This is a genomic window from Alcaligenes sp. 13f, assembly GCF_020496585.1.
Taxonomy (GTDB): domain Bacteria; phylum Pseudomonadota; class Gammaproteobacteria; order Burkholderiales; family Burkholderiaceae_B; genus Alcaligenes; species Alcaligenes phenolicus.
Window position 1 is genome coordinate 67697 of sequence record NZ_JAHKKC010000006.1, and the last position, 19463, is coordinate 87159.

The 19463-nt window shown below is 54.3% G+C and carries 16 protein-coding genes; 6 read left to right on the forward strand and 10 right to left on the reverse strand.

The features are described 5' to 3' along the window. Positions 1–58: 58 nt before the first annotated feature. The 7 genes from KOE80_RS06590 to KOE80_RS06620 all read right to left on the reverse strand — a co-directional run bounded on the left by KOE80_RS06590 (position 59) and on the right by KOE80_RS06620 (position 6936). Entirely contained in the window at positions 59–637 is a 579-nt protein-coding gene (locus KOE80_RS06590) for a prolyl-tRNA synthetase associated domain-containing protein (RefSeq protein ID WP_226348677.1), read from the reverse strand. Continuing rightward, a complete protein-coding gene (locus KOE80_RS06595) occupies positions 627–1943 on the reverse strand; it encodes an MFS transporter (RefSeq protein ID WP_226348678.1) in 1317 nt (438 codons plus the stop codon). The genes KOE80_RS06590 and KOE80_RS06595 overlap by 11 nt, the downstream gene beginning before the upstream one ends. Before the next feature lie 256 nt (positions 1944–2199). Beyond that, the gene (locus KOE80_RS06600; RefSeq protein WP_060185080.1) at positions 2200–2640 is read right to left on the reverse strand and encodes a YtoQ family protein; all 441 of its coding nucleotides are present in this window, start codon (positions 2638–2640) and stop codon (positions 2200–2202) included. A 170-nt stretch (positions 2641–2810) separates the two neighbouring features. Beyond that, on the reverse strand, positions 2811–3779 hold the full coding sequence (locus tag KOE80_RS06605; RefSeq protein WP_371477525.1) for a cyclase family protein: 969 nt from the start codon (positions 3777–3779) through the stop codon (positions 2811–2813). A gap of 102 nt (positions 3780–3881) precedes the next feature. Further along, on the reverse strand, positions 3882–4553 hold the full coding sequence (locus KOE80_RS06610; RefSeq protein WP_226348679.1) for a DsbA family protein: 672 nt from the start codon (positions 4551–4553) through the stop codon (positions 3882–3884). 103 nt (positions 4554–4656) lie between these two features. After that, positions 4657–5589, reverse strand: a complete 933-nt coding sequence (locus tag KOE80_RS06615; RefSeq protein WP_051316187.1) for a LysR family transcriptional regulator — start codon at positions 5587–5589, stop codon at positions 4657–4659. Between the two features lie 147 nt (positions 5590–5736). Next, positions 5737–6936 carry a tyrosine-type recombinase/integrase gene (locus KOE80_RS06620; protein ID WP_226348680.1) on the reverse strand — a complete coding sequence of 400 codons (1200 nt, stop codon included), beginning with the start codon at positions 6934–6936 and terminating at the stop codon, positions 5737–5739. A gap of 189 nt (positions 6937–7125) precedes the next feature. On the opposite strand from KOE80_RS06620, the gene KOE80_RS06625 reads away from it, so the two are divergent. The 4 genes from KOE80_RS06625 (at position 7126) to KOE80_RS06640 (ending at position 12195) form a co-directional block, all read left to right on the forward strand. Further along, the gene (locus tag KOE80_RS06625; RefSeq protein ID WP_060185084.1) at positions 7126–8193 is read left to right on the forward strand and encodes a DNA-binding protein; all 1068 of its coding nucleotides are present in this window, start codon (positions 7126–7128) and stop codon (positions 8191–8193) included. 582 nt (positions 8194–8775) lie between these two features. Next, positions 8776–10365 carry a multicopper oxidase family protein gene (locus KOE80_RS06630; RefSeq protein ID WP_226348681.1) on the forward strand — a complete coding sequence of 530 codons (1590 nt, stop codon included), beginning with the start codon at positions 8776–8778 and terminating at the stop codon, positions 10363–10365. A gap of 150 nt (positions 10366–10515) precedes the next feature. Further along, complete coding sequence (gene purT / locus KOE80_RS06635) at positions 10516–11718, forward strand: formate-dependent phosphoribosylglycinamide formyltransferase (protein WP_115633666.1); 1203 nt, start codon at positions 10516–10518, stop codon at positions 11716–11718. An 18-nt stretch (positions 11719–11736) separates the two neighbouring features. Continuing rightward, a complete protein-coding gene (locus KOE80_RS06640; RefSeq protein WP_226348682.1) occupies positions 11737–12195 on the forward strand; it encodes a hypothetical protein in 459 nt (152 codons plus the stop codon). Positions 12196–12269: 74 nt separating this feature from the next. Here the strand turns inward: KOE80_RS06640 and pap are convergent, their stop codons facing one another. From pap to KOE80_RS06655, 3 genes are all read right to left on the reverse strand, one after another. Further along, positions 12270–13799 (reverse strand): polyphosphate:AMP phosphotransferase, encoded by a 1530-nt coding sequence (gene pap / locus KOE80_RS06645; protein WP_060185086.1) that lies wholly within the window; start codon positions 13797–13799, stop codon positions 12270–12272. Between the two features lie 352 nt (positions 13800–14151). Then, positions 14152–16443, reverse strand: a complete 2292-nt coding sequence (mobH, locus tag KOE80_RS06650) for a MobH family relaxase (protein WP_264180204.1) — start codon at positions 16441–16443, stop codon at positions 14152–14154. A gap of 159 nt (positions 16444–16602) precedes the next feature. Beyond that, positions 16603–17142, reverse strand: coding sequence for a hypothetical protein (locus KOE80_RS06655; RefSeq protein WP_131071802.1), 540 nt, complete (start codon positions 17140–17142; stop codon positions 16603–16605). Between the two features lie 530 nt (positions 17143–17672). Here KOE80_RS06655 and KOE80_RS06660 point away from each other — a divergent pair. Next, entirely contained in the window at positions 17673–18227 is a 555-nt protein-coding gene (locus KOE80_RS06660; protein WP_045931322.1) for a hypothetical protein, read from the forward strand. Beyond that, complete coding sequence (locus KOE80_RS06665; RefSeq protein WP_226348684.1) at positions 18224–19456, forward strand: hypothetical protein; 1233 nt, start codon at positions 18224–18226, stop codon at positions 19454–19456. The genes KOE80_RS06660 and KOE80_RS06665 overlap by 4 nt, the downstream gene beginning before the upstream one ends. Positions 19457–19463: the final 7 nt, after the last annotated feature.

A 19463-nucleotide genomic window follows, 5' to 3' on the forward strand; every position in this document is an offset into this window, starting at 1 on the left:
GCCCACCAGGGGCAGAGCATCCTGAACAGCCATGTCCTGTTTTTGGAAAAAATCTCGGCTATGCGCTAGCGAGGTGGGGGCGAGAAGGGATAGCAAGCGTTTCCATAAGGTGGCCCGTCAGGGCCAGAAATCGGCTGAAATCCCTTTGACTGATAGAGACCGTGGCGGTGTTGCGCAGCGGATGAAATAAAAACGAGTCTTCACCCGCCAAACTCGCATCCCACAACAAGCGGACTTTGTGCACCTGGGAGTCCCCAATCAAGGCAAACGGACTCAACGCTCCCGACACCACATGCAAAAGCTCATACATCTGTTCAGCAGGGCACAGAGACAGCCTGCCTGCACCCATTAGTTGCCCCAAGGCAGCCAGATCGATACTGGTCTCGGGCGCCAGCACCACCAGAAAGAAAACCCGGCTCTTCTTGTCTCGCAGCAGCAAATTCTTGCAGCGGCGCCCGGATAAGGCGATGCTCAGTTCGGCGGAATCCGCCATCGTAAACACGGCCGAGTGGCTGACCAGTTCAAACTCGATGCCTGCCTGCTCCAGATAGGCCAGCAAGGTTTCCTGCGTCCATTCCTTAAAACCGTAGACGCTTTGCCATTCGTGAGGGGCGATAGGGTGGGTATCAAACATCATCCAATCTCATGCGCGAGGTTTCAGGAGCCCACAGATACGAGACCAAAGCACCGAACAGCAGGACAACGACACATGCGCCCAGAGCGATCGACACCCCGTAGTTTTGAACAATGCTGGGCAGCAGGAAGGTACTGATGGCTGCACCAAAACGGCTGGTCGCGGTGGCAAACCCCACACCCGTGCCGCGCAGATGCGTCGGAAACAGTTCAGGCGGGTAAATAAATTCCAGATTTGCCGAGGCCGACAGAATCAAGGCAAACAGAGCAAACGCGATGATCACGCCCGTCGAGTCCAGCACACCGACCGCCATCACGGACAAGACCGCAGCACCAGCAATGAATGTACCGATCAGGAAGGAGCGGCGCGCAATACGGTCTACCAGCATGGTCCCGACGATCGCCCCCAGCAACAGGAAAGCGTTATAGGTCAGACCACCAACATACTTGTCTGTCACATTGAGCGACTCAAGAATCTTGGGCAAGAAGGTGCCCAGAGCAAAGTAAGGAATCACCTGACAAGCATAGAAAATGCCACCCACCGCCGTGTTCTTGCGCCATTTCCTGGAAAACAGCTCTTTCCATTCTCCACCTGTTTTTTGCTGTACAGGGCTAGCCTCCGGCAACAAGATGCCATCGCCCAGTTTTTTGCGAACAATCTCCTGCGCTTCCTGTACTCGTCCCTTACGAATCAGCCACAGCGGTGACTCAGGCACGCCCAGTCGGAACACAAAAATCAGTAAGGCCGGTACGGCACTGACCATCAACATATAACGCCAGGCATCGGGCCCCAGATCACGCAGCAAAAACCCGGCCGCATAGGAGCAGGCATAGCCCGCTACCCAGGCAATGGCCATGATGCTCAACAAACGGCCACGAAAACGCACGGGCGAGAGCTCGGTCAACAGCGCTTTACTGACCACATAGTCAAAACCCAGCACCACACCCAAAGCAAAGCGCAACAAAAGCATTTGCCAAGCTTCGGTGACAAAAAACTGGGCAATCGAGAGTACGGCCGCAAACAGCATGTCCCATGCAAAAATTTTGCGTCTACCCACACGATCCACAATCACGCCCGACACCAGGCTGCCCAAGAACAGACCGGCCAAAGCCGCTGCTCCCAGCAAGCCCATCCAGACGGCATTCAGGTTCAGTGGTACCGCTGCCAAAGCAATGGCCAAACCAATAATGCCCAGCTCAAAACCATCTGCAAACTGTCCCCCGCAGGCCGTTGACCCCACACGAAGGTGAAAGCGCCGAAACGGCACGTTCTCAAATTGGATCATTTGACCCGACATAGACCCACTCATATTTTGTCTCCTCTATTCGCGACTAAGCAGTGTTAGGAGCGCATTGTAGACAGCAGAAGAAGCAGAAAGAATGGTAACGTCTATAGTATTAATTTTTTTTATAGTTAATCAGAAGTGGGGCTTATTAAGGTTAGCTCTTGTCACGTGATAGCTAGTCCTGATCGGATTCGAAGCCCTTACTCGGCGAAACCCCCCCCGACACCCAGTTTTCATTCAGGTGTCGGGGGCAGCTTTTTCAACGGAATCTGTGCGGTATTCAGGCTTTCAGCGTATAACGCAAAATCTCCACGATTTGCTCGGGGCTAGTTGCCCAGGCCTGCGCACTGGCATCCACTTCTTTCAAGGGGTGGATGATGTCTTCGGCGTGCAACGTCACGTACGGTTTGCCCAGGGCGGCACAGAAACCGGCATCAAAGGCAGCATTCCACTGTTTGTACTTGTCCCCAAAACGCACCACGACCAGATCCGCCTGTTCAATCAGGGTTCTGGTACGGATGGCATTGATTTTGGAGGATTTGTGATCACGCCAGAAACCTTCGCTGGCCGGTCCCAGGTGATCGCCAGCGGCATCGCTGGCATCGTGATCGGTAACAGGGCTGGTAAAGGTAATATCCAATCCAGCGGCCTTTGCACCTTGAGCAATCTGCTCGCGCCAATCCGTGTGAATTTCGCCGGACAGATAAACGGTGTAAGTCATTACATACTCCATAAAGAAAAGCCGGACGCCCCTTTAACAGGCGCCCGGCGCATTCAAACCCACCCAACAGTAGCATATTGAGCGGCACCTAACAGCAGGCAAACGCGATAGCCCTTATTCGCAAACGCATCAAGGGCTAAAGAAACGGGTTTCTTTATGAAGCCTGTGGATCAGCGAATCGGGATGGCAACTGGACGCAGCGGAGCCGCATCACCGCCCCGGATCTTGAGCGGACCGCCAATAAAGGCAAACTCATAGACCTTGTCCTTGGACAGTTCATCCAGGGCAATCAACTCAATGATCGGTGCACCTTGTTGAGCCAATAGATAGGTATGCAAGGGGACGTAATCATCAGGCACCTCGGAAGGGAAGGTTTCAAAGCTCAAATTGTCCGCACCCACAATCATCGCACCGCCTTCTTCCACCAGATAACGAGCAGCATCCAGACCCATGCCGGGCGGCGCGTTCATGTAGGCTTTAGGATCATTAAAGAGCTTCATGCGGCCCGTACGGATCAGGACAATATCGCCTTCTTTCAGCACCGTTTTCTGACGGGCCAGTGCATCCTTCAAGTCCTGGCGTGTGATGCGGTATTGATCGGGCAGCATGTCTACGCCTTTGGCGGCGGCCACATCAATCAAGACGCCACGGGCGATCAAGGGCGGGAATTTCTCGATGCCAGTACGGTTCCAGCCACGGTCACCCAGATGCTCATCAGCCTTGAAACCATTCCAGATCTTTCCATGAATGCCGAAGTGATTCAGGGCATCGATATGGGTGCCCGTATGGCTGTACATGGAAAAAGCCGTGCCTGTGTAGCTACGAACCGCGTTCATCTCATCGCCAACTCCCATCGGGTCATCCACTGCGGTACCACGAGGGGTATGGGTCATCCAGAACTGATAGTGCGGGTCTCCCGCGTCCTGCCAACTGGGCATGCCCAAGTAGTAGTCAGTTGCCAGGTCATAGACTTTGCTGCCATCCAGACGGGACAAGATGGCAGCCCGGGAAGCAGGGGTGATCAGGTTCAAGCGACCAATTTCATCGTCCGGCCCCCAGGGGCTGATGCCCACTTCCTGAGCACTAAGGGGCAAAGGGTTGCTCGCTGGGTGAGTGGAATGAGCCAGAGAGACGCTCATGCTGCTTGCACCAACCAGCAGTAAACCGAGAAGACGGTGAGAAAAACGAATCGACATGGATGTCCTTTTATGAAGCGTAGATAAGAAAGAGAGGGGCAGCGCTTACAGCAAAGCGCGCAAACGGCTTTTGAGCATTTCGGCGGATTGGGTCTGCAAACGGGCCAACACTTGGCCGGTCTCGCGTGAGGAGACTAATAAAGTGGGGATGGATCGGATCTCTAGCCGTACCGCTTCGGCGCGATCGGCTTGAACTCGCTGCTGCGCGATATCGCTATCCATAGCATTCAGAAAGGCCTCACCCTCAAAGCCTTGCGCAATGGCGACCTCCAGTAGCGTGTCCATATCGCCGATATTGCGACTTTCTACCAGATGCGCACGCTGCACCGCATCGAAGTAATCCCAATGGGCGTTATCGCCAGAAAGTAGCTGCGCCGCCTGACACGCCCGAGCGGACAACATTCCATGGGGATAGTCGAAGTTCTGTGCTCGCATGCCCTCGATATTGATGGACTGCGTATCGTCGTGTTGGGCGCAGGCGGCCCAGTGGCCCAGGATTTCACGTTTGGCGCGCTCCATGGAGCCGAAGGCTTGCAGCATCTGCTCGCGGCTGTCTTGCAGAACAAAGGTATGGTGGCGGACCTGGATGCCCAGTTCGGCGGCAACTTGCCGCAAGCGTGGCGACATGACATAACACCATCCGCAGACGGCATCATGGAAGAAATCAATAATCAGGGGGGAGACAAGCGGCTGGGTCGGGTGTGTTTGATCGTGCATTGTGATGTCCTTGTAAGATGGTCATCACAATAGCGTTCCCCGGAGCGGAGAATAAGCACGTGGCGGTGCAGACAGTTTTTACTCCGAGTTCATAAAGGTCTGTTTACAGGGCGTTGGACATGGCATGGGGCAGTTGGTCGGCCAGATAATCCACGAAGGCTTTGACCTTGGGTTGCAGGTGGCGATTGGTCGGATACACGGCGTAGATATGGCGGGGCTCATTCACCAATTCGGGCAAAACGCGTTGCAACTGCCCGCAAGCAATTGCTGGATCTGCCAGAAAGGAAGGCAGGGCGCCAATACCCAAACCGGCAATCAGAAAGTCGCGCAGCATCAGGCTGTTATTCACTTGACTATGCTCACCTGAGAACAGCAAAGCCGTACCACTGGGGGTGTGCTGTTGAGGGTTGCTGTCGAAATCACTATCAAAAGCAAGGCCCTGGGTATGTGCCAGGCTATAGCTGATCATTTTGTGATTGCGCAGATCCTGCAAGGTCTGAGGCAGGCCATGCTGCTTCAAATAGGTGGGGGCGGCGCATAATTTTTGCTCGATGGTGGCGAGGCGACGAGCAATCAGGGTGGAATCATCCAGGCTGCTACGCAAACGCACCGAGACATCAAAACCGTGAGCCACGGCATCCACGATCCGGTCTTCCATCACCAGCTCCAGCTTCAGTTCCGGATACTTGTGTAGAAAATCCGTCATCAATGGCGACAGGACGCTAAGTGCAAACGACAAGGGGGCATTCACGCGCAAGGTCCCCGTCACGCGCTGGGACTGCTGTTTGACCGAGCGCTCCAAAGCGTCCAGCTCATCCAGTATCCGACAGCATTCGGCATAGTAGCTGCGGCCAGTCTCCGTCAGACTCATGCTGCGCGTAGTGCGCTGGATCAGCACCGTATCCAGATGCGCTTCCAAGGTACGCAGTTGCTTGCTCAAACCCGCTGCGGATATCCCCAGATCCTCCGCGGCTTTGGCAAGTCCGCCCAGCTCCACAATGCGCCGGAAGGTGCGCATGACATTAAAAGTGTCCATAAGGGATAGGTACTCCAACAATCAGCTATAGCAAGGCATGGGCGGGGAGCATGTCTGAAAACAGGAACGCAGCCCCCACAGGAATCGTATCCTACCGCATTGCCGGGGGCTGTCTGCGTCTGATTTTCTTGTCTCGAAGCGAATCCCTTATTTCCAACCCAGGCTGTGGGATTGCTCCAGAGCCTGGTGACGCTGATCATCATCCGCATGCAGATAGATATTGGTCGTAGCGATAGACTCATGGCCCAAAGTGTCACGGATGATACGTAGATCCACCCCTTGATCAGCCAGGTGAGAACCCGCCGAGTGACGCAGCCAGTGAGCCGAGGCCTGCTCCAGAGTACGGGCCTGGGACTCCTGATCGGGATGCAGACTCCGTAAATGATCCGCACTACCTTGAAAAACCTGTTTGACCAGAACATGCGCCATGGCCCGCGTCAAATGCTTGTCGCTGGCACCGGCGGACATTAATAAAGGATAGGGCTCCAAAGCCTGGGGCGGTCCTTCCAGCCCATGCGCTTGTCGGTAGCGCATCAATTCGCCGTACAGCTCTTGCGTTAAAGGCACACGACGCCATTTGTCGCCCTTGCCGTGGATATGCAGCCACCATTGAGCCGTCGTTCCCGCATCAACACGTTCCTGAACATCGGCCATACGCGCCTGAACCAGTTCGGAAATGCGCAGGGCGCCGCCATAAAGAATGGAAAAGAGCCAACGTACGCGGGCTTTATAGCGCAACTCGCTCTGCGTATCTTCAGGAAGGGCCTGGATGTAATCCTGTACCCAACGCCATTGCAACCGGGTCAAGTACCGTTGCTGGGGGGCGGTGGTTTTCTTTTGACGTCGGCCCTGATGAGACAAGGCCAAAGGATTGCCCGCCAAATACCCCGCCTGCACCAGCCAGCTAAATAAAGAGTTCAGAATCAATAACGCCTGATTCCGGCTGCTTTCAGACAAGGGCCCCGCAAATGGCCGCCATGCCGCATGGTGACGAGCAGGGCGGGAGCGCCCTTGAACCACCCAGCGATGAGCGGGTTGAGGGTCCGCCAGAAACAAACGATAGGCCAGGATGTCTTCCAGGCTAAGCGAGGACAAGTCCTTGCGACGCTCCAATACCGCCCATAACAAGAGGCGCTCCGCCTCCTTGCGGTAGTTCGCATAGGTGCGTGGACTATCTATATAGCGCGCCAACCAGGCCCGCAACGCCTCTATATCTGTTTGCGCATCAATCTGTGCACGTCCGCCGATAGACCGGTTGGCCCCTTGCCGCCCGTCAAAACGAGCCAGCAATTGAGCAATATCGTCCGATCCCAGGTCGGTTGAGGGCGAAGTGTTGGCTATTTCCATGAATAAGCAGAAAAACGAAGGCGATAAGAGAGCAGGGAAGGGCTTTCAAACCCGTGCCTGTGCCAATCAGCCTGTTTAGGGTCAGATATTTGACATTATAGAGATAATGTCAAATTATAGAATCCGATTTGTTGATAATTTTATATATTACGTTGTATTATTAATTAAATTATCAACAAAGGTGGAAAAATGGAGCAAAACCAGCCAAACGAGGGGCAAATCCTGGCCGATGTTGCCCAATTACGTGATCGCTTCAGCCATACGCAGACTTTGTACAAAGAAGTGGCCGCACTCCTGTTTTTCCGCTATGGCGTCACACCTACGGCCAACAAGCTGTACCAATTGGTGCGCAAAGGCAGCATGAGCGCTCCGGCTCAGGCACTACAGACGTTCTGGGAAGATTTGCGGGATAAAAGTCGAGTTCGGCTGGATGTGGCCGACATGCCCGAAGAACTACAAGCCCTGACGGGGGAGCTACTGGGTCGTATCTGGCAAGAAGCGATGGGGCACTCGAAGCAGCAGATGCTGCATTACCAGACTCAGGCTGATGAACACGTCGCACAGGCTCAAGCCCAAACCCTGGAGGCCCAACAGGCACTGGAAGTAGAGCAGGGCGCCTTGAAAAATGCCCAAGCCCATATAGAAAAGCTGAAAGAAGAACTACAGGCAGCCAGTCAGGTACAAGCAGCTCTAAAACAAGACTTGCTGCACGCCAAACAACGTCAAAACGAGCTGGAAACCGAAAAACAATTGGTTCAACAAGAACTGCGCCGCCAAGGTGAGCAATTCACCCAGGACTTGGAGCGGCTGCAAAAGGCTATTGAACTGACCGAAGAACGCGCCCAGGCCAACGAGCGCCGTGCTTTATTGGAAATCGACAAGGAACGCTCCATTCAAACGCGACTGCGTCAGCAAATAGAAGAGGCCGAGCAAGCAAACAAGACCCAGCGTCAAGCTCACGAACAGGAGCTGAACAAACAGCAGGATCAAATGCAGAAACTGCGCCAGGAGTTGGGGCAAGAGCAGGGCGAGCGCCGCGCGATGCAAGCGGCTATGGATATCAGCCATAACTTGGCCAAAGAGATGCAGGGGCAATTGCAAATGTTGCGTACTCGCGCTGCTTTGCTGGAGCGGGAGAATGAAGAGGCGCGCAAAACAGCCCAACGACTCAGCCAGGAACTGGAACAAGCCCAAAGCCAGCCTGTACGCCCCCTACGGTTGAAGCGACGCCTGATCAAGAACGATCCTGAACAATAAAATCTATTTAGCAGCCTATGCCAGCCATCCGTAAGGTTGATTTGCTGCACTTTCAATCGCCTGGATAGACCACTGCGTGTAACGGTCTGTTTTAGCGCAAACGATGCACAGAAGGCTTATGCTAAGCTTTTGCCCATGCTGCGCGCCCCCATTTCATCTCGCAAAACAATAGGCTGGCTTTTATTAGTCGGCCTGCTTGTTTTTTTTGCCAGCATGAGTGTGAGTAGCAGCTTTGCCGCTCACGCCACGATTCAAAATACGGATCGCAGCACTGTTCAAGCGCAACATGCCTCGTCGGGGCAATCTCACCATAGCGCTCCCAACCATTGCAGCACTCCAATGAAAAGTGGTTGCTGCGCTTGTCTGGCGACGCAGGCTCCACCACCTGAAGCGGTGGCATTACAGCCCGTTTTCCCTCCCGTCCCCCTGCATCAAAACTACGTCTCCCGGCTGATTGGCCCCGCCCAGCCACCTCCGCGCTCGTCTTGATCATCTCGTTTTAATTGCCGCCCAAGCGCTAAAAGCCTGTGCTGATCCAGCCTGGGTGGTACGTGTGTATTGATGATTGATAGGGATAAACCCATGAAACGACGCGATTTTTTTAAACTGACTTTGGGTGCCAGCCTCTTGAGTAGCCTGCCTATGCGAAGCTGGGGGCAGGGCATGATGGGGCACCACGGCTCCATGTCTGAAGGTATGCACGGTCACGGCATGAGCACCCGCCCAGGCCTGATGCCCATAGAAAAAATGCCGGCTGGCCAGGCTCTGCAAGCTCTACCTGTACTTAAAAACAGTAGTCAGAAAAAAGGGCTTTTCCAGGCCAAAATTACTGCTGCTGCCCATCAACGCGTTCTGGCAGATGGAAAAAGCACCGAACTCTGGCTTTACAACGGCCAAGCTCCCGGCCCGCTGATCGAACTGTATGAGGGCGACCAAGTAGAAATCGAGTTTGAAAACCAGCTGGATCAGGCCACTACCATCCACTGGCACGGTTTGCCGGTTCCCTCTGATCAGGACGGCAACCCACAAGACGCGGTGATGCCAGGACAAAGCCGCTACTACCGCTTTACCTTGCCCGAAGGCTGCGCCGGTACATACTGGTATCACCCACACCCTCATGGCAAAAGCGGTGAGCAAGTCGCCCACGGATTGGGCGGGACAATTATTGTCCGCTCCCCCAAAGACCCATTGAAAGATTATACGGAGCAACACTGGGCCATTAGCGATCTGCGGTTGGACATTAATGGCCATATTCCGGCCAACACAGGTCCTGACTGGATGAACGGCAGGGAAGGGCAGTTCGTGCTGCTGAATGGTCAACGCCAACCCCTTATCCAGGCCAGCACAGCAGAACGCATCCGTGTCTGGAATTCGTGTTCTGCCCGTTATTTGAAGCTGCACATCCCCGGTGCCCGTCTGGTTCAAGTCGGTACAGATGGCGGACTGATAGAACAAGCCTTGGCAGCGGCCGAGTCGATTTTGATGGCCCCGGCCGAACGGGTGGAGTTCTTTATCCAGGCGGATAAAGATCTGGATAGCAGCTTGCAAGCACTGTATTACGATCGGCAAAAAATGATGGTGCAGGAAAGTCCTGAAACCTTGACGCTGGCAACACTGAAAATCCGCCATCAGGAAATCAAACTGCCCAAGCAATTACGCACAATCCCTGCCATTCCAGCAGCCGCCAGTACCGCAAAAGTCGTATTCAGCGAAGTCATGCCCATGAACCATGACATGCAGTCTGGGCACGGCTCTGGTATGGCAAACTCATCCGGGATGAACCACCAGGGTATGGCAGGCATGGACAACGATATGATGCCCGGCATGGCTGCCATGCGTTCCATGTTCCGTATCAACAATCAGGTCTACGACATGGACCGCATCGACCTGCGTTGCCCAACAGGGCAGTGGCAGTACTGGGATGTGATTAACGATTCCCATATGGACCATCCTTTCCATCTTCACGGAACACAGTTTCAGGTATTGGCGCGCCAAACCGGGATGCAGTCCGTACCGGAGGCGTTCCGGGCCTGGCGCGACACGGTCAATCTGCGGCCCAATGAAACAATCCGCTTGGCGTTCCGCCAGGAATTGCCCGGCCTGCGCATGTTCCACTGCCACATTCTGGAGCACGAGGACCTGGGCATGATGGCGCAGCTAATGGTGGAGTAGCCTGACCGCTGATGTAGAGCCTTGAAAACATCCGCCCTGCAAGCCTGTGTGCCAGCAGGGCGGACAAAGCAGTCCTGCCTGAAAAAAACCCGGCGTCGCCTGCATTACAATACCGCTTTTGAATTTCTCATTTTCAGCGGAGCACGCGCCATGAGCCTGTTGGGCACCCCTTTATCGTCGTCGTCGGACAAAATCATGCTCTTGGGCTCGGGAGAGCTGGGCAAAGAAGTACTGATTGCGCTGCAACGCCTGGGGGTAGAAACCATAGCGGTGGACCGCTACGAGAACGCACCTGGCCAGCAGGTCGCCCATCACTCGCGCACCATCACCATGAGTGATGCCGAACAATTGCGCGCCCTGATCGAAGAAGAAAAGCCCACCCTGGTTGTGCCCGAGATTGAAGCCATTGCCACCGGCGTGCTGGAAGAGCTGGAAGCTCAAGGCAAGGTACGCGTCATTCCGACGGCCCGTGCGGCTCGCCTGACCATGGACCGCGAAGGCATCCGCCGCCTGGCCGCTGAAACCCTGGGTGTTCCCACCAGCCCCTACCAGTTCTGCGAATCGCTGGAAGAGCTTCAAGCCGCTATCGACGACAAGATTGGCTACCCTTGCGTCGTCAAACCCTTGATGAGCAGCTCGGGCAAGGGTCAAAGCAAGATCAGCGGCCCGGACGATGTTGCCAAAGCCTGGGACTACGCCATGGCGGGTGGCCGCGTCAGCCAATGCCGCGTCATTGTTGAAGGCTTTATCGACTTCGACTACGAAATCACCTTATTGACTGTCCGTGCCGTAGGAGCAGACGGCCAGATCGAAACCCAGTTCTGCGATCCCATCGGTCACAAGCAGGTAGATGGCGACTACGTAGAAAGCTGGCAGCCCCAGCCCATGAGTCCCGCAGCTCTGCAAAGCGCACGCGATATTGCCCAAGCCGTTACCCAGAACCTGGGCGGCCAGGGCTTGTTTGGCGTCGAGCTGTTCGTGAAGGGCGATCAGGTCTGGTTCAGTGAAGTTAGCCCCCGTCCACACGACACCGGCATGGTTACCATGGCCACCCAATGGCAGTCAGAATTTGAACTGCATGCACGCGCCATTCTGGGCCTGCCTGTGAATACCGCCTTGCGTATGCCCGGCGCCAGCGCCGTGATCTACGGCGGTGTAGATGCAAAAGACGTGAATTTCCTGAATGTGGCTGAAGCCTTGCGCATCCCGCAAACCGATATCCGTCTGTTCGGCAAACCCGAGAGCTTTGAAAAGCGCCGCATGGGTGTCGCATTGGCCGCAGACGCTGATCTGGAAACGGCCCGTGCAAACGCCCGCCAGGCCGCTGTCACCGTAAAAGTCCAAGCCCGCTAAAACAAGGAGTTTTCCACTATGCCCATCATCGTCGTCCTGCTGTTCCTGGGGATTATTGCGGCGCTTGTGTATGGTGGAATGCAGATCTTTAGCCTGGTCAGTGCCAGTGCCGGTGTCATCGCCGCGATCTTGAGCCTGCTGATCGCGGCGGCCATTCTGGTGGCCCCCTTTATCGTATGGCGACGCCGTTATCTGGCCATTCACGGCAAAAACCAGCAAGGCCAGCGTATTCTGGAACTGGCTTTACCCGACGGTTCAATACGCCTGGATGCCCTGCAAAAACGCGGTCAGATTCAAACGGGGCAGGGAACACGAGCGTTTATTTTTGCGGATATAGACTCAGTCGAGCTGCAGGGCAGGGGATTGACGCTGACTTTGCGTAACCCAACGCAAAGTTGGGAAATCCAGCCTGCCCATACCGCAGAAGCCAAACGTTGGCGCAAAATCCTTAGCCTGGCAGCACGGCAGGATTTATAAGGCTCATCGTCACGGCAAGTCGACAATACGCCTAACCGAAGTAAAGCCTTGTCGGTAACAAAGCACGCGTAGCCTTATACCTGCTCACTGACCTGATCAGACAAGGCCGGCTCATTCAGGCTGATCATGTGCTCATCCAAAGACTCCAGCGTCTCGACGACCGTACGCAGAACCTGAATACGGGCGGCTTTTTTGTCCTTGCTGGGCACAATATGCCAAGGTGCCATGTGAGTATCGGTCTGGGCGAACATTTCCTCTGCAGCGCGTTGATACGCCGTCCATTTCTCCCGGTTACGCCAATCGTCTTCCGTAATCTTGTAATTCTTAAAGGGCGTTTCCTCGCGGGCCTTGAATCGTTTGAGCTGCTCGTCCTTATCAATATCCAGCCAGAACTTGATCACAGCCGTACCGTTGGCCAGCAACTGTGCCTCAAATTCGTTGATTTCCTCGTAAGAACGATGCCAGGCGGCACGGGAAATCAATTTTTCCACCCGCTCCACCAGCACACGGCCATACCAGGATCGATCAAAAATCGAGATTTCCCCCAGACGCGGCAGTTTGCGCCAGAAACGCCATAGATAAGGGCGTGCCAGCTCCACAGCATTAGGGGCAGAAATAGGGTGGATATCGTAAGTGCGCACGTCCAGGGCTTCGGTCAAACGGCGGATAGTGCCGCCTTTACCCGCTGCATCCCGCCCCTCAAACACCAGTACCAAAGAGTGCTTGCGGAAAGCTTTGCTACGTACCGCGCAGGATAAACGGCCCTGCCAATGCAAAAGCTCGGCGTCGTAATCCTGCACAGATTCTTCAGGAGGAGGGGACTGAAGCGAAGCAGTCGGGACGTTCAAGCGAAACGGGAAGGCATGCGGCTCTTTCACCTGACGCGGGACAATAGGCTTGTCCATGGCCTGCAACACCACCTTGGCCAAAGACACATCACGCAGGTTCTTATCTGCGCTAGGGATAACAACCCAAGGGGCGTAATTCCGATGAGTCAAATTAATAGTTTGCGTCGCGGCATTGCGCAAGCGATTGAATTGCTTGTGAACTTTCAGGTCAGCCTTGCTGACACGCCAGGCAGTACTAGGATCAGACATCAAGGTAGCGCATCGATCCAGTTGAGCCTGCGCAGAAAGATGGAACCACAGCTTCAGAACCTGCACACCTTGATACGCCAACTGCGCTTCAAAACGATTGATCAGATGGGTATACAAAGCAATCTTGGCCGGATCCGGTTCTTTACGGCCCAGCTCTTTCATTAAAGGCGCATACCAGGACCCAAACACCAAACCCGTCTGACCACGAGCGGGCAAGCTATTCCAATAACGCCACATCAAAGGGCGCATGGCTTCTTCTTCACTTAACTTGCCGAACGCCAGAGTGTGCACATGGCGAGGGTCCAGCCACGTGTTCAAGGTATTGATAGCAGAGCCTTTACCCACACCGTCCATACCTGCCACCACGATCAGCAGGGTTTGATCTGCCTTATCCAGACGTTCGTACTGCTTGGACAGCAAGGCTTCACGAAGGATTTCAATCTGCGCTTTGGCCAAATCATCACTCAAGCTGGGATCGCGTTCGGCAAACTGTAGTACATGGCCCATGGTGCTTTGCTCCGGTTTACATAGCTGCTCACTATAACCATGCAAAGGAGCACTTAACTACCTTCAGAGCAAAAATAATCCGGAAGAAGAGAGAGGAGTGACAAGCGATAAAAACAGGTGCTTAAGGGAATGGGGCTAAAGTCTATCGATTACTGACTTTACATAATATACATTATGCGATGTTTCCCAGCCGTCCTCTAGGGAGGAAAACGAGCCTGTTCAGTAGTCTTTTGCATTATGTGAAGTTAGGCACCTCACAGTAATCTAAACCGAAACCCCGTCGAAACGTTGAATTGCACGACTGATCGGACGGTAGCACAGCACTTTATCCTGTGTCAAACATCCCCTTCATTCAACGATCCAACTTTAATACTGGATTGACGGGCGGCACGGGTAAAACAAACCGGTCCGGGTCCATCAACACCACCGCCGCCAGCGAGGCGATCGGCACATTTCCTTTGCCAATGATCTGGTAGCGCAAGATGTTGACCTTGCCACCACCTTCTACTTGCCGCATCCGATGCCACCCAGCTTTGATAACCTCTCGCTGAATCTGCATCCCCATGGCGTCGGCCTGTTCTTCAGGCCCTGTTTGAGCCGCGTAGAGCTTGAAAATCTTGGGTGAAATCAGTGCCATGCCTTCCTCTACGAAATGCACGGGTGCCCCGGATTCGTTGTACTTAATCTCACGGCTGGCCAAGCCTTGCTGCAGCCACTGTATAAACGCCGTCGCGGCTTCACTGGGTTCCTTCACAGGAGCTTCGTGCGGTAGTTCAGGCAGGCTCGGGGTCAACACGACAGGCGTGGTGTTGGCCTGGCTGAACATGCGTTGCGATTTTGCCTGTGTCTTTGGAGCAGACTCAGGCTCAAGAACCGGCGCTTTAGGCGTCGGTAAGGCTGGTAATGCTCCAGGTGTGTGCTCAACAGAGGCTGGCTCAACACTTTTAGCCTGTGCTGCAGCTAGGGCTGTTGCTTCATGTTTATGTAATTTTTTGCCTGGCACAGGCGTGGGTTTATGCGACGCTTGCGGTGGGCTGCGATGAATAATGTTGGATGCTGTATCAGCTTCATCTAGAAAGTCATCGTCAACATCAAAGCCATCTACGGCGAGTTCGGCTGGCAAAATCACCGTCTCGTCGTCGTATGCCTGAATCGAAGCAGTTTGGTGAGTATTGCTTGAGGTTGGCACAGGTTTGGGCTGGTTGCCGCTTTGCGTTGCGCCATTTTTCGGTGTTTGACGCTTGGCTGCGCCAGTTGACGCATTTTTGGGCTTTCTAAACTCCATTGCTGGTACGAGATTACGCTTGGGTGCTGCAGTTTGGGAACGAGCTGAAGCAGTTTTGGCCGTTGTGGCCACCTTTTGCGGCAATATTCCTTCATCAATGTGTTCTGGAGCAGCTTTGGCTTGAATGACTGTTGTGTCAGCGCTGTGCTCACAATCAACCGCAGCTGGATCAGCCTCTGTTTCAAACTCATCATCGCCACGCTTGGCCCGGACATGGATCTCTCCGGACATCGCCGGTGGGTATAAGTTTGGATCATCATAGAGCTTTGACAGTGGAAAGCGCAGCACACTTAGTCTGTGTCGATATTGATGGGCTTCTGCGCCCTCTTCTGTTGCCGGCGTTTGCCCGTTGATTTCAACGTGCCAAATAGCTTGGCCAGAATGAGGACTGACTTGCAAGATTCCATATTCCTGCCATGTGTCAAACAGCCTATCGTTCTTGGCCTCTCCAGGTACAGACTCGTCAGGCTCATGCTTTTTAATCCAGGCCCGCGTGGCATCGGCCAAACGCTTAGCCACAAACCACACAGAGCCGTCATACACCCATCCGGCAGCTCCAGTACGATTGAGCGGCAAATCCGTTCCAGACTGCAACATGCTTTTGAGCGCTTGCATGAGTAAATCCACCAGCGGTACTGCATTGGCTGTCGCAAAACGAGCCTTACTGCCCTTCATCAATGCGTTGCTGGTGGAGGCCTGGTCAGCGCGTTTGATAATGTCAGCCAATAATCCATCCTTGTGGCCAGACAAATAATGAGTCAGCGCATCAAAGGCGTGAGGCGTTTGGGACAAAAAAGTTAAGGCAGATTTTGGTGCAATCTGATGAAGCAGGGTCAGTGCCAGGCGATTATGGGCCTGGTAGTCCCGGCTGGCTTTTGGCTCAAACTCGACCCGATACTCCAGATCCAGACGCCCCTGCCCCACTTCGAACAAGGAGCCAGCCAGCGGTTTCCATCGCAACGGTTCATCCATCGCCCCGCCTCGCCATAAGATCCGTAGGTCTGTCATCGGTTTGGCAATGTCATGAAGCAGTGCCGCGTAGAAGACCACATAGGTCCACTGATCACGCTCGGCGTCAATCTGCTCAACGGGAGCATTCGTAGGTAAAAAATGCGCGTTCCGCCAGGTCATGGCTGCCAATACCATCTCCAGCGTATGGGCCAACAAACCACCAGCGTGGGCGTGATGGTGTGCTTCTGAGGCAGGCATAAGCTGGACGTATTCTGCATATCGTCGGATAGCTGGGATGAAATCTCGTCGAAAAACAGGATCTGCTACGCGAGACTGCAGGAACATTTGATGAACCGCTTTTTGAGCTTTCAGCAGACGGATCAAGTCATCAGACTCAAGAACACGCAACCACCCTTCCTCCCGCCCTGCTACACGTTGGGCAACTGGAACTGGTGGGGGGCTTGGAGGTGGCGGAACCGGTGCGGGCTTAGTCGTACTGGAGGCGCGTCGCGGAATAAAAGTGGAGAACTTCGAGATCCAAGGCGGGGTTCGGCGGTGAGTCATGCTCTAACGTTCAAGCAAATGGGCTCGCAACGTCTCCAGAGTCGGACGAGGATGTCGCAATGTGAGCAAAATATGCAGTGACTCAGTGGGATGTTGCGGATCGCCCAGCTGCAGGAAATGGAACCAGCTCATCTGCAGTGGATTCCATTGAATTGAATCAGGATCAGGCAGCATATTTTTGCCCCAGTGGGCCCGATAATGGACAAATGGCTGCTGCAAAATATCTTCAACAATGCTCTCTTTGCGCCCTGCGAGATCTACGGCCTGGCTGCTTTCTTGCGCCAGGTTCTGACAATGATTCTTCAAAATCTCTCTCACACACAGATGAGGATCATCTTCATCCTCGGCATAAATTTCTAATCCGTCATAACGCGATAGCCAGGCTGAAAAATGGGGGACCCATTCAGCCAATCCGAGCTCAGTCAGGAGCTCGACAATGCGGTAAATCGCATGAGCACGGTCGTGCGCATCACGCCCAAAATGGGGGAACCCAGGATCGGGGTATGGATGCTCGTTTTCAGCGAGGTGGGCGAGGATAGTCATAGCGGCCACTCTACAAAGCGGTTTGCTATCACTCAACGCGATACCGGGTGCGACGTAACCTAGGGTTCTCGCTTGCGCGCAACGTTAAGTTCTGATAAGTCACAGCCCGCTATGCTGGCCGAGGCCATTTGTAGCGCTTCACCCAGCCCCTGGGTGAAGCGCTGCGTAACCCGTAAGCCCCCTTTTCCCCTACCTGTAAAGCCTTTCCCGACGGCCACCGGATTTTTAGGTGGACGGCGGCCCTTTGGATAAGGCCCTTGACCCGTAGCAACCTTTTCCCAGTAGCGGATTGACGCCCCGGCAGTCCGTCAACACATTCTTGTTCTAGTTGTATTGTGCAATGCAAAACATTTTAACTTGAATACCCTTTCTTCACTTACTCAAAAACGCATATAGCAGGCCGCGCGGATAACGCACATAACTGTTTTCGTCAAGCTGAAACCCCGTGTTACGTGACCTTGGGTTAACGAGCGACACCTTGGGGTGCCTTTGCAACACTGAACGCCATTCTCAATCGGATGGAGTACTTCATGAGCTGGACAGCTAGACTCGCTGTTGCCGCGCCACTGGCTGTTTTGGCGTTGCAGGCCCAAGCCCAGGTCGGGGATACCTACGACAACGGCACACAGGTGCGAATAGGACAATACAGCACACAAGCCAGCACACCAGGGCATAGCGTTTCTGATCCCCTGTCTGTGTTTGTGGCACTGACTTACCCACGTCAAGACGTAGCCACCATTGATGGTGCGATTGAGTACACCCTCAAACGGACTGGCTGGCAGCTTGATCGCTCCAAGCTGTCGCTAGAAGCCGCGCAGTTTCTTCGCTTACCCCTTCCAGAGTCCCAGCGGTCGCTGGGCACGTATCGAGTGCGTGATGTCCTAAATGCACTCGTAGGTGAGACCTGGCGCTGGGACGAGGACCCCATCCGTCGCAGACTATGGATCAGTCTAGCGGCACAGCCGACTCTGTCAGGCGTCGAACTGACACAGAATTGGCTCCACGCCCAAACCTACCCCGTCACAGTTGACCCTAAAAAGCCGTGGTTGCCCCTGACCGAGCGCATCAGCGGGGTGCAGCCATGAACCAACAAGATCAACAATGGCAACAGCAGCAAGACGATCTTCGCCGCCGGGAGCAAGCCGAGCAGCTAGAGCGTGAACGGCTCGAGCGCTTGGAACATGAACGAATGGAGCAAGACCAGCAGCTTGAGCGTGAACGCCAAGAAAAGCTGGATCAGCACGACTATGACTCCCGTCGTGAGTTGGAGGACGCTACCCCAAACAAGCCAGGTGTCTTGCGAACAGTCATGCAAATTTTGTTCTCTCGCAAAGAACCAACGGCAAGCGTTGAAAAACAGAACGTGGAGCCCGTGTTTTCGTCTGTAGTGGATCCCCTGACCGAGACGCAAAACAATGAAGCAGTCACCGATTTCTTTGCTGAACAAGAAAATCAACCGCAAGCAGCCAGCATTACGCCATCCCCATTGGCATCCGCAGCGCTTACCGATGCTCCAACGCTCAAGAAAAAGACAGGCTATCCGTGGAAGCTAATCCTGGCGTTGGTGCTTTTTGCTGTCCTTTTCTTGAGCTGGAAATACCTGTTTAACCAACCTGTGGTTGAGCAAACAGCCGCCTTGTCGGCAGCCGAACCTTCACTGGCTGAAATCGAAGACCAGGTCGCCCCTGTTGAGCATGAGGAAAAGGGTTCTGAGCCCTCCCCTGCTCCCACCACCAGTGAACTAGGCAATGTAGAGAAAGCTTCTGACATGCCCATGGGAACAGATCCGATAGACACGGCAGAGTCAACGGAATTCCAAGAACTTTCCATTGATCTCGGAGAGTCGTTCCCATCGAACCTTGAAACATCGCAAGCCTCGTACGCCGTTCAAGAAACACCAACATTTGAGGTGCAAATCTCGTCCCTGCAACGTGATGTCAACGAAATCAGGCAGTTACTCAATGAGCTCTTACAACAAAACGAACAGTTGATTGCTCTGTCCACACCTGCACCTACACCTGAACCAGAACCAGAGGCGGTGCCAGTTGTTGAACCTGCCCCCGTGAAAAAGCCGGTCACTCGTCGAGCCAAGGCCGCACCGAAGCCAAGCGTTCGTCTGGTCTCAGTCGATATGTGGGATGGCAAACCCTCCGTTGTCGTCGCCAGTACACGCGCAGGCGACAACCAAACCTTAGTGATGCGACCAGGTGACACCGTCAACGGCGTCACGCTGCAAAGCGCAAGCGCATCCGAGCGCAGCGCCTCTTTTCTCGTAAACGGAAAAACCACCAAATTAACTGTGGAGGGCCAGTGATGCCGCG

Bases quoted from the DNA above. Each gene is read 5' to 3' on its own strand.
- KOE80_RS06605 (WP_371477525.1), bottom strand. From the start codon at position 3,779: ATGAGCGTCTCTCTGGCTCATTCCACTCACCCAGCGAGCAACCCTTTG.
- KOE80_RS06610 (WP_226348679.1), bottom strand. From the start codon at position 4,553: ATGCACGATCAAACACACCCGACCCAGCCGCTTGTCTCCCCCCTGATT.
- KOE80_RS06615 (WP_051316187.1), bottom strand. From the start codon at position 5,589: ATGGACACTTTTAATGTCATGCGCACCTTCCGGCGCATTGTGGAGCTG.
- KOE80_RS06590 (WP_226348677.1), bottom strand. From the start codon at position 637: ATGATGTTTGATACCCACCCTATCGCCCCTCACGAATGGCAAAGCGTC.
- KOE80_RS06630 (WP_226348681.1), top strand. From the start codon at position 8,776: ATGAAACGACGCGATTTTTTTAAACTGACTTTGGGTGCCAGCCTCTTG.
- KOE80_RS06655 (WP_131071802.1), bottom strand. From the start codon at position 17,142: ATGACTATCCTCGCCCACCTCGCTGAAAACGAGCATCCATACCCCGAT.
- pap (WP_060185086.1), bottom strand. From the start codon at position 13,799: ATGGGCCATGTACTACAGTTTGCCGAACGCGATCCCAGCTTGAGTGAT.
- KOE80_RS06595 (WP_226348678.1), bottom strand. From the start codon at position 1,943: ATGAGTGGGTCTATGTCGGGTCAAATGATCCAATTTGAGAACGTGCCG.
- KOE80_RS06620 (WP_226348680.1), bottom strand. From the start codon at position 6,936: ATGGAAATAGCCAACACTTCGCCCTCAACCGACCTGGGATCGGACGAT.
- KOE80_RS06625 (WP_060185084.1), top strand. From the start codon at position 7,126: ATGGAGCAAAACCAGCCAAACGAGGGGCAAATCCTGGCCGATGTTGCC.
- KOE80_RS06665 (WP_226348684.1), top strand. From the start codon at position 18,224: ATGAACCAACAAGATCAACAATGGCAACAGCAGCAAGACGATCTTCGC.
- KOE80_RS06640 (WP_226348682.1), top strand. From the start codon at position 11,737: ATGCCCATCATCGTCGTCCTGCTGTTCCTGGGGATTATTGCGGCGCTT.
- purT (WP_115633666.1), top strand. From the start codon at position 10,516: ATGAGCCTGTTGGGCACCCCTTTATCGTCGTCGTCGGACAAAATCATG.
- KOE80_RS06660 (WP_045931322.1), top strand. From the start codon at position 17,673: ATGAGCTGGACAGCTAGACTCGCTGTTGCCGCGCCACTGGCTGTTTTG.
- KOE80_RS06600 (WP_060185080.1), bottom strand. From the start codon at position 2,640: ATGACTTACACCGTTTATCTGTCCGGCGAAATTCACACGGATTGGCGC.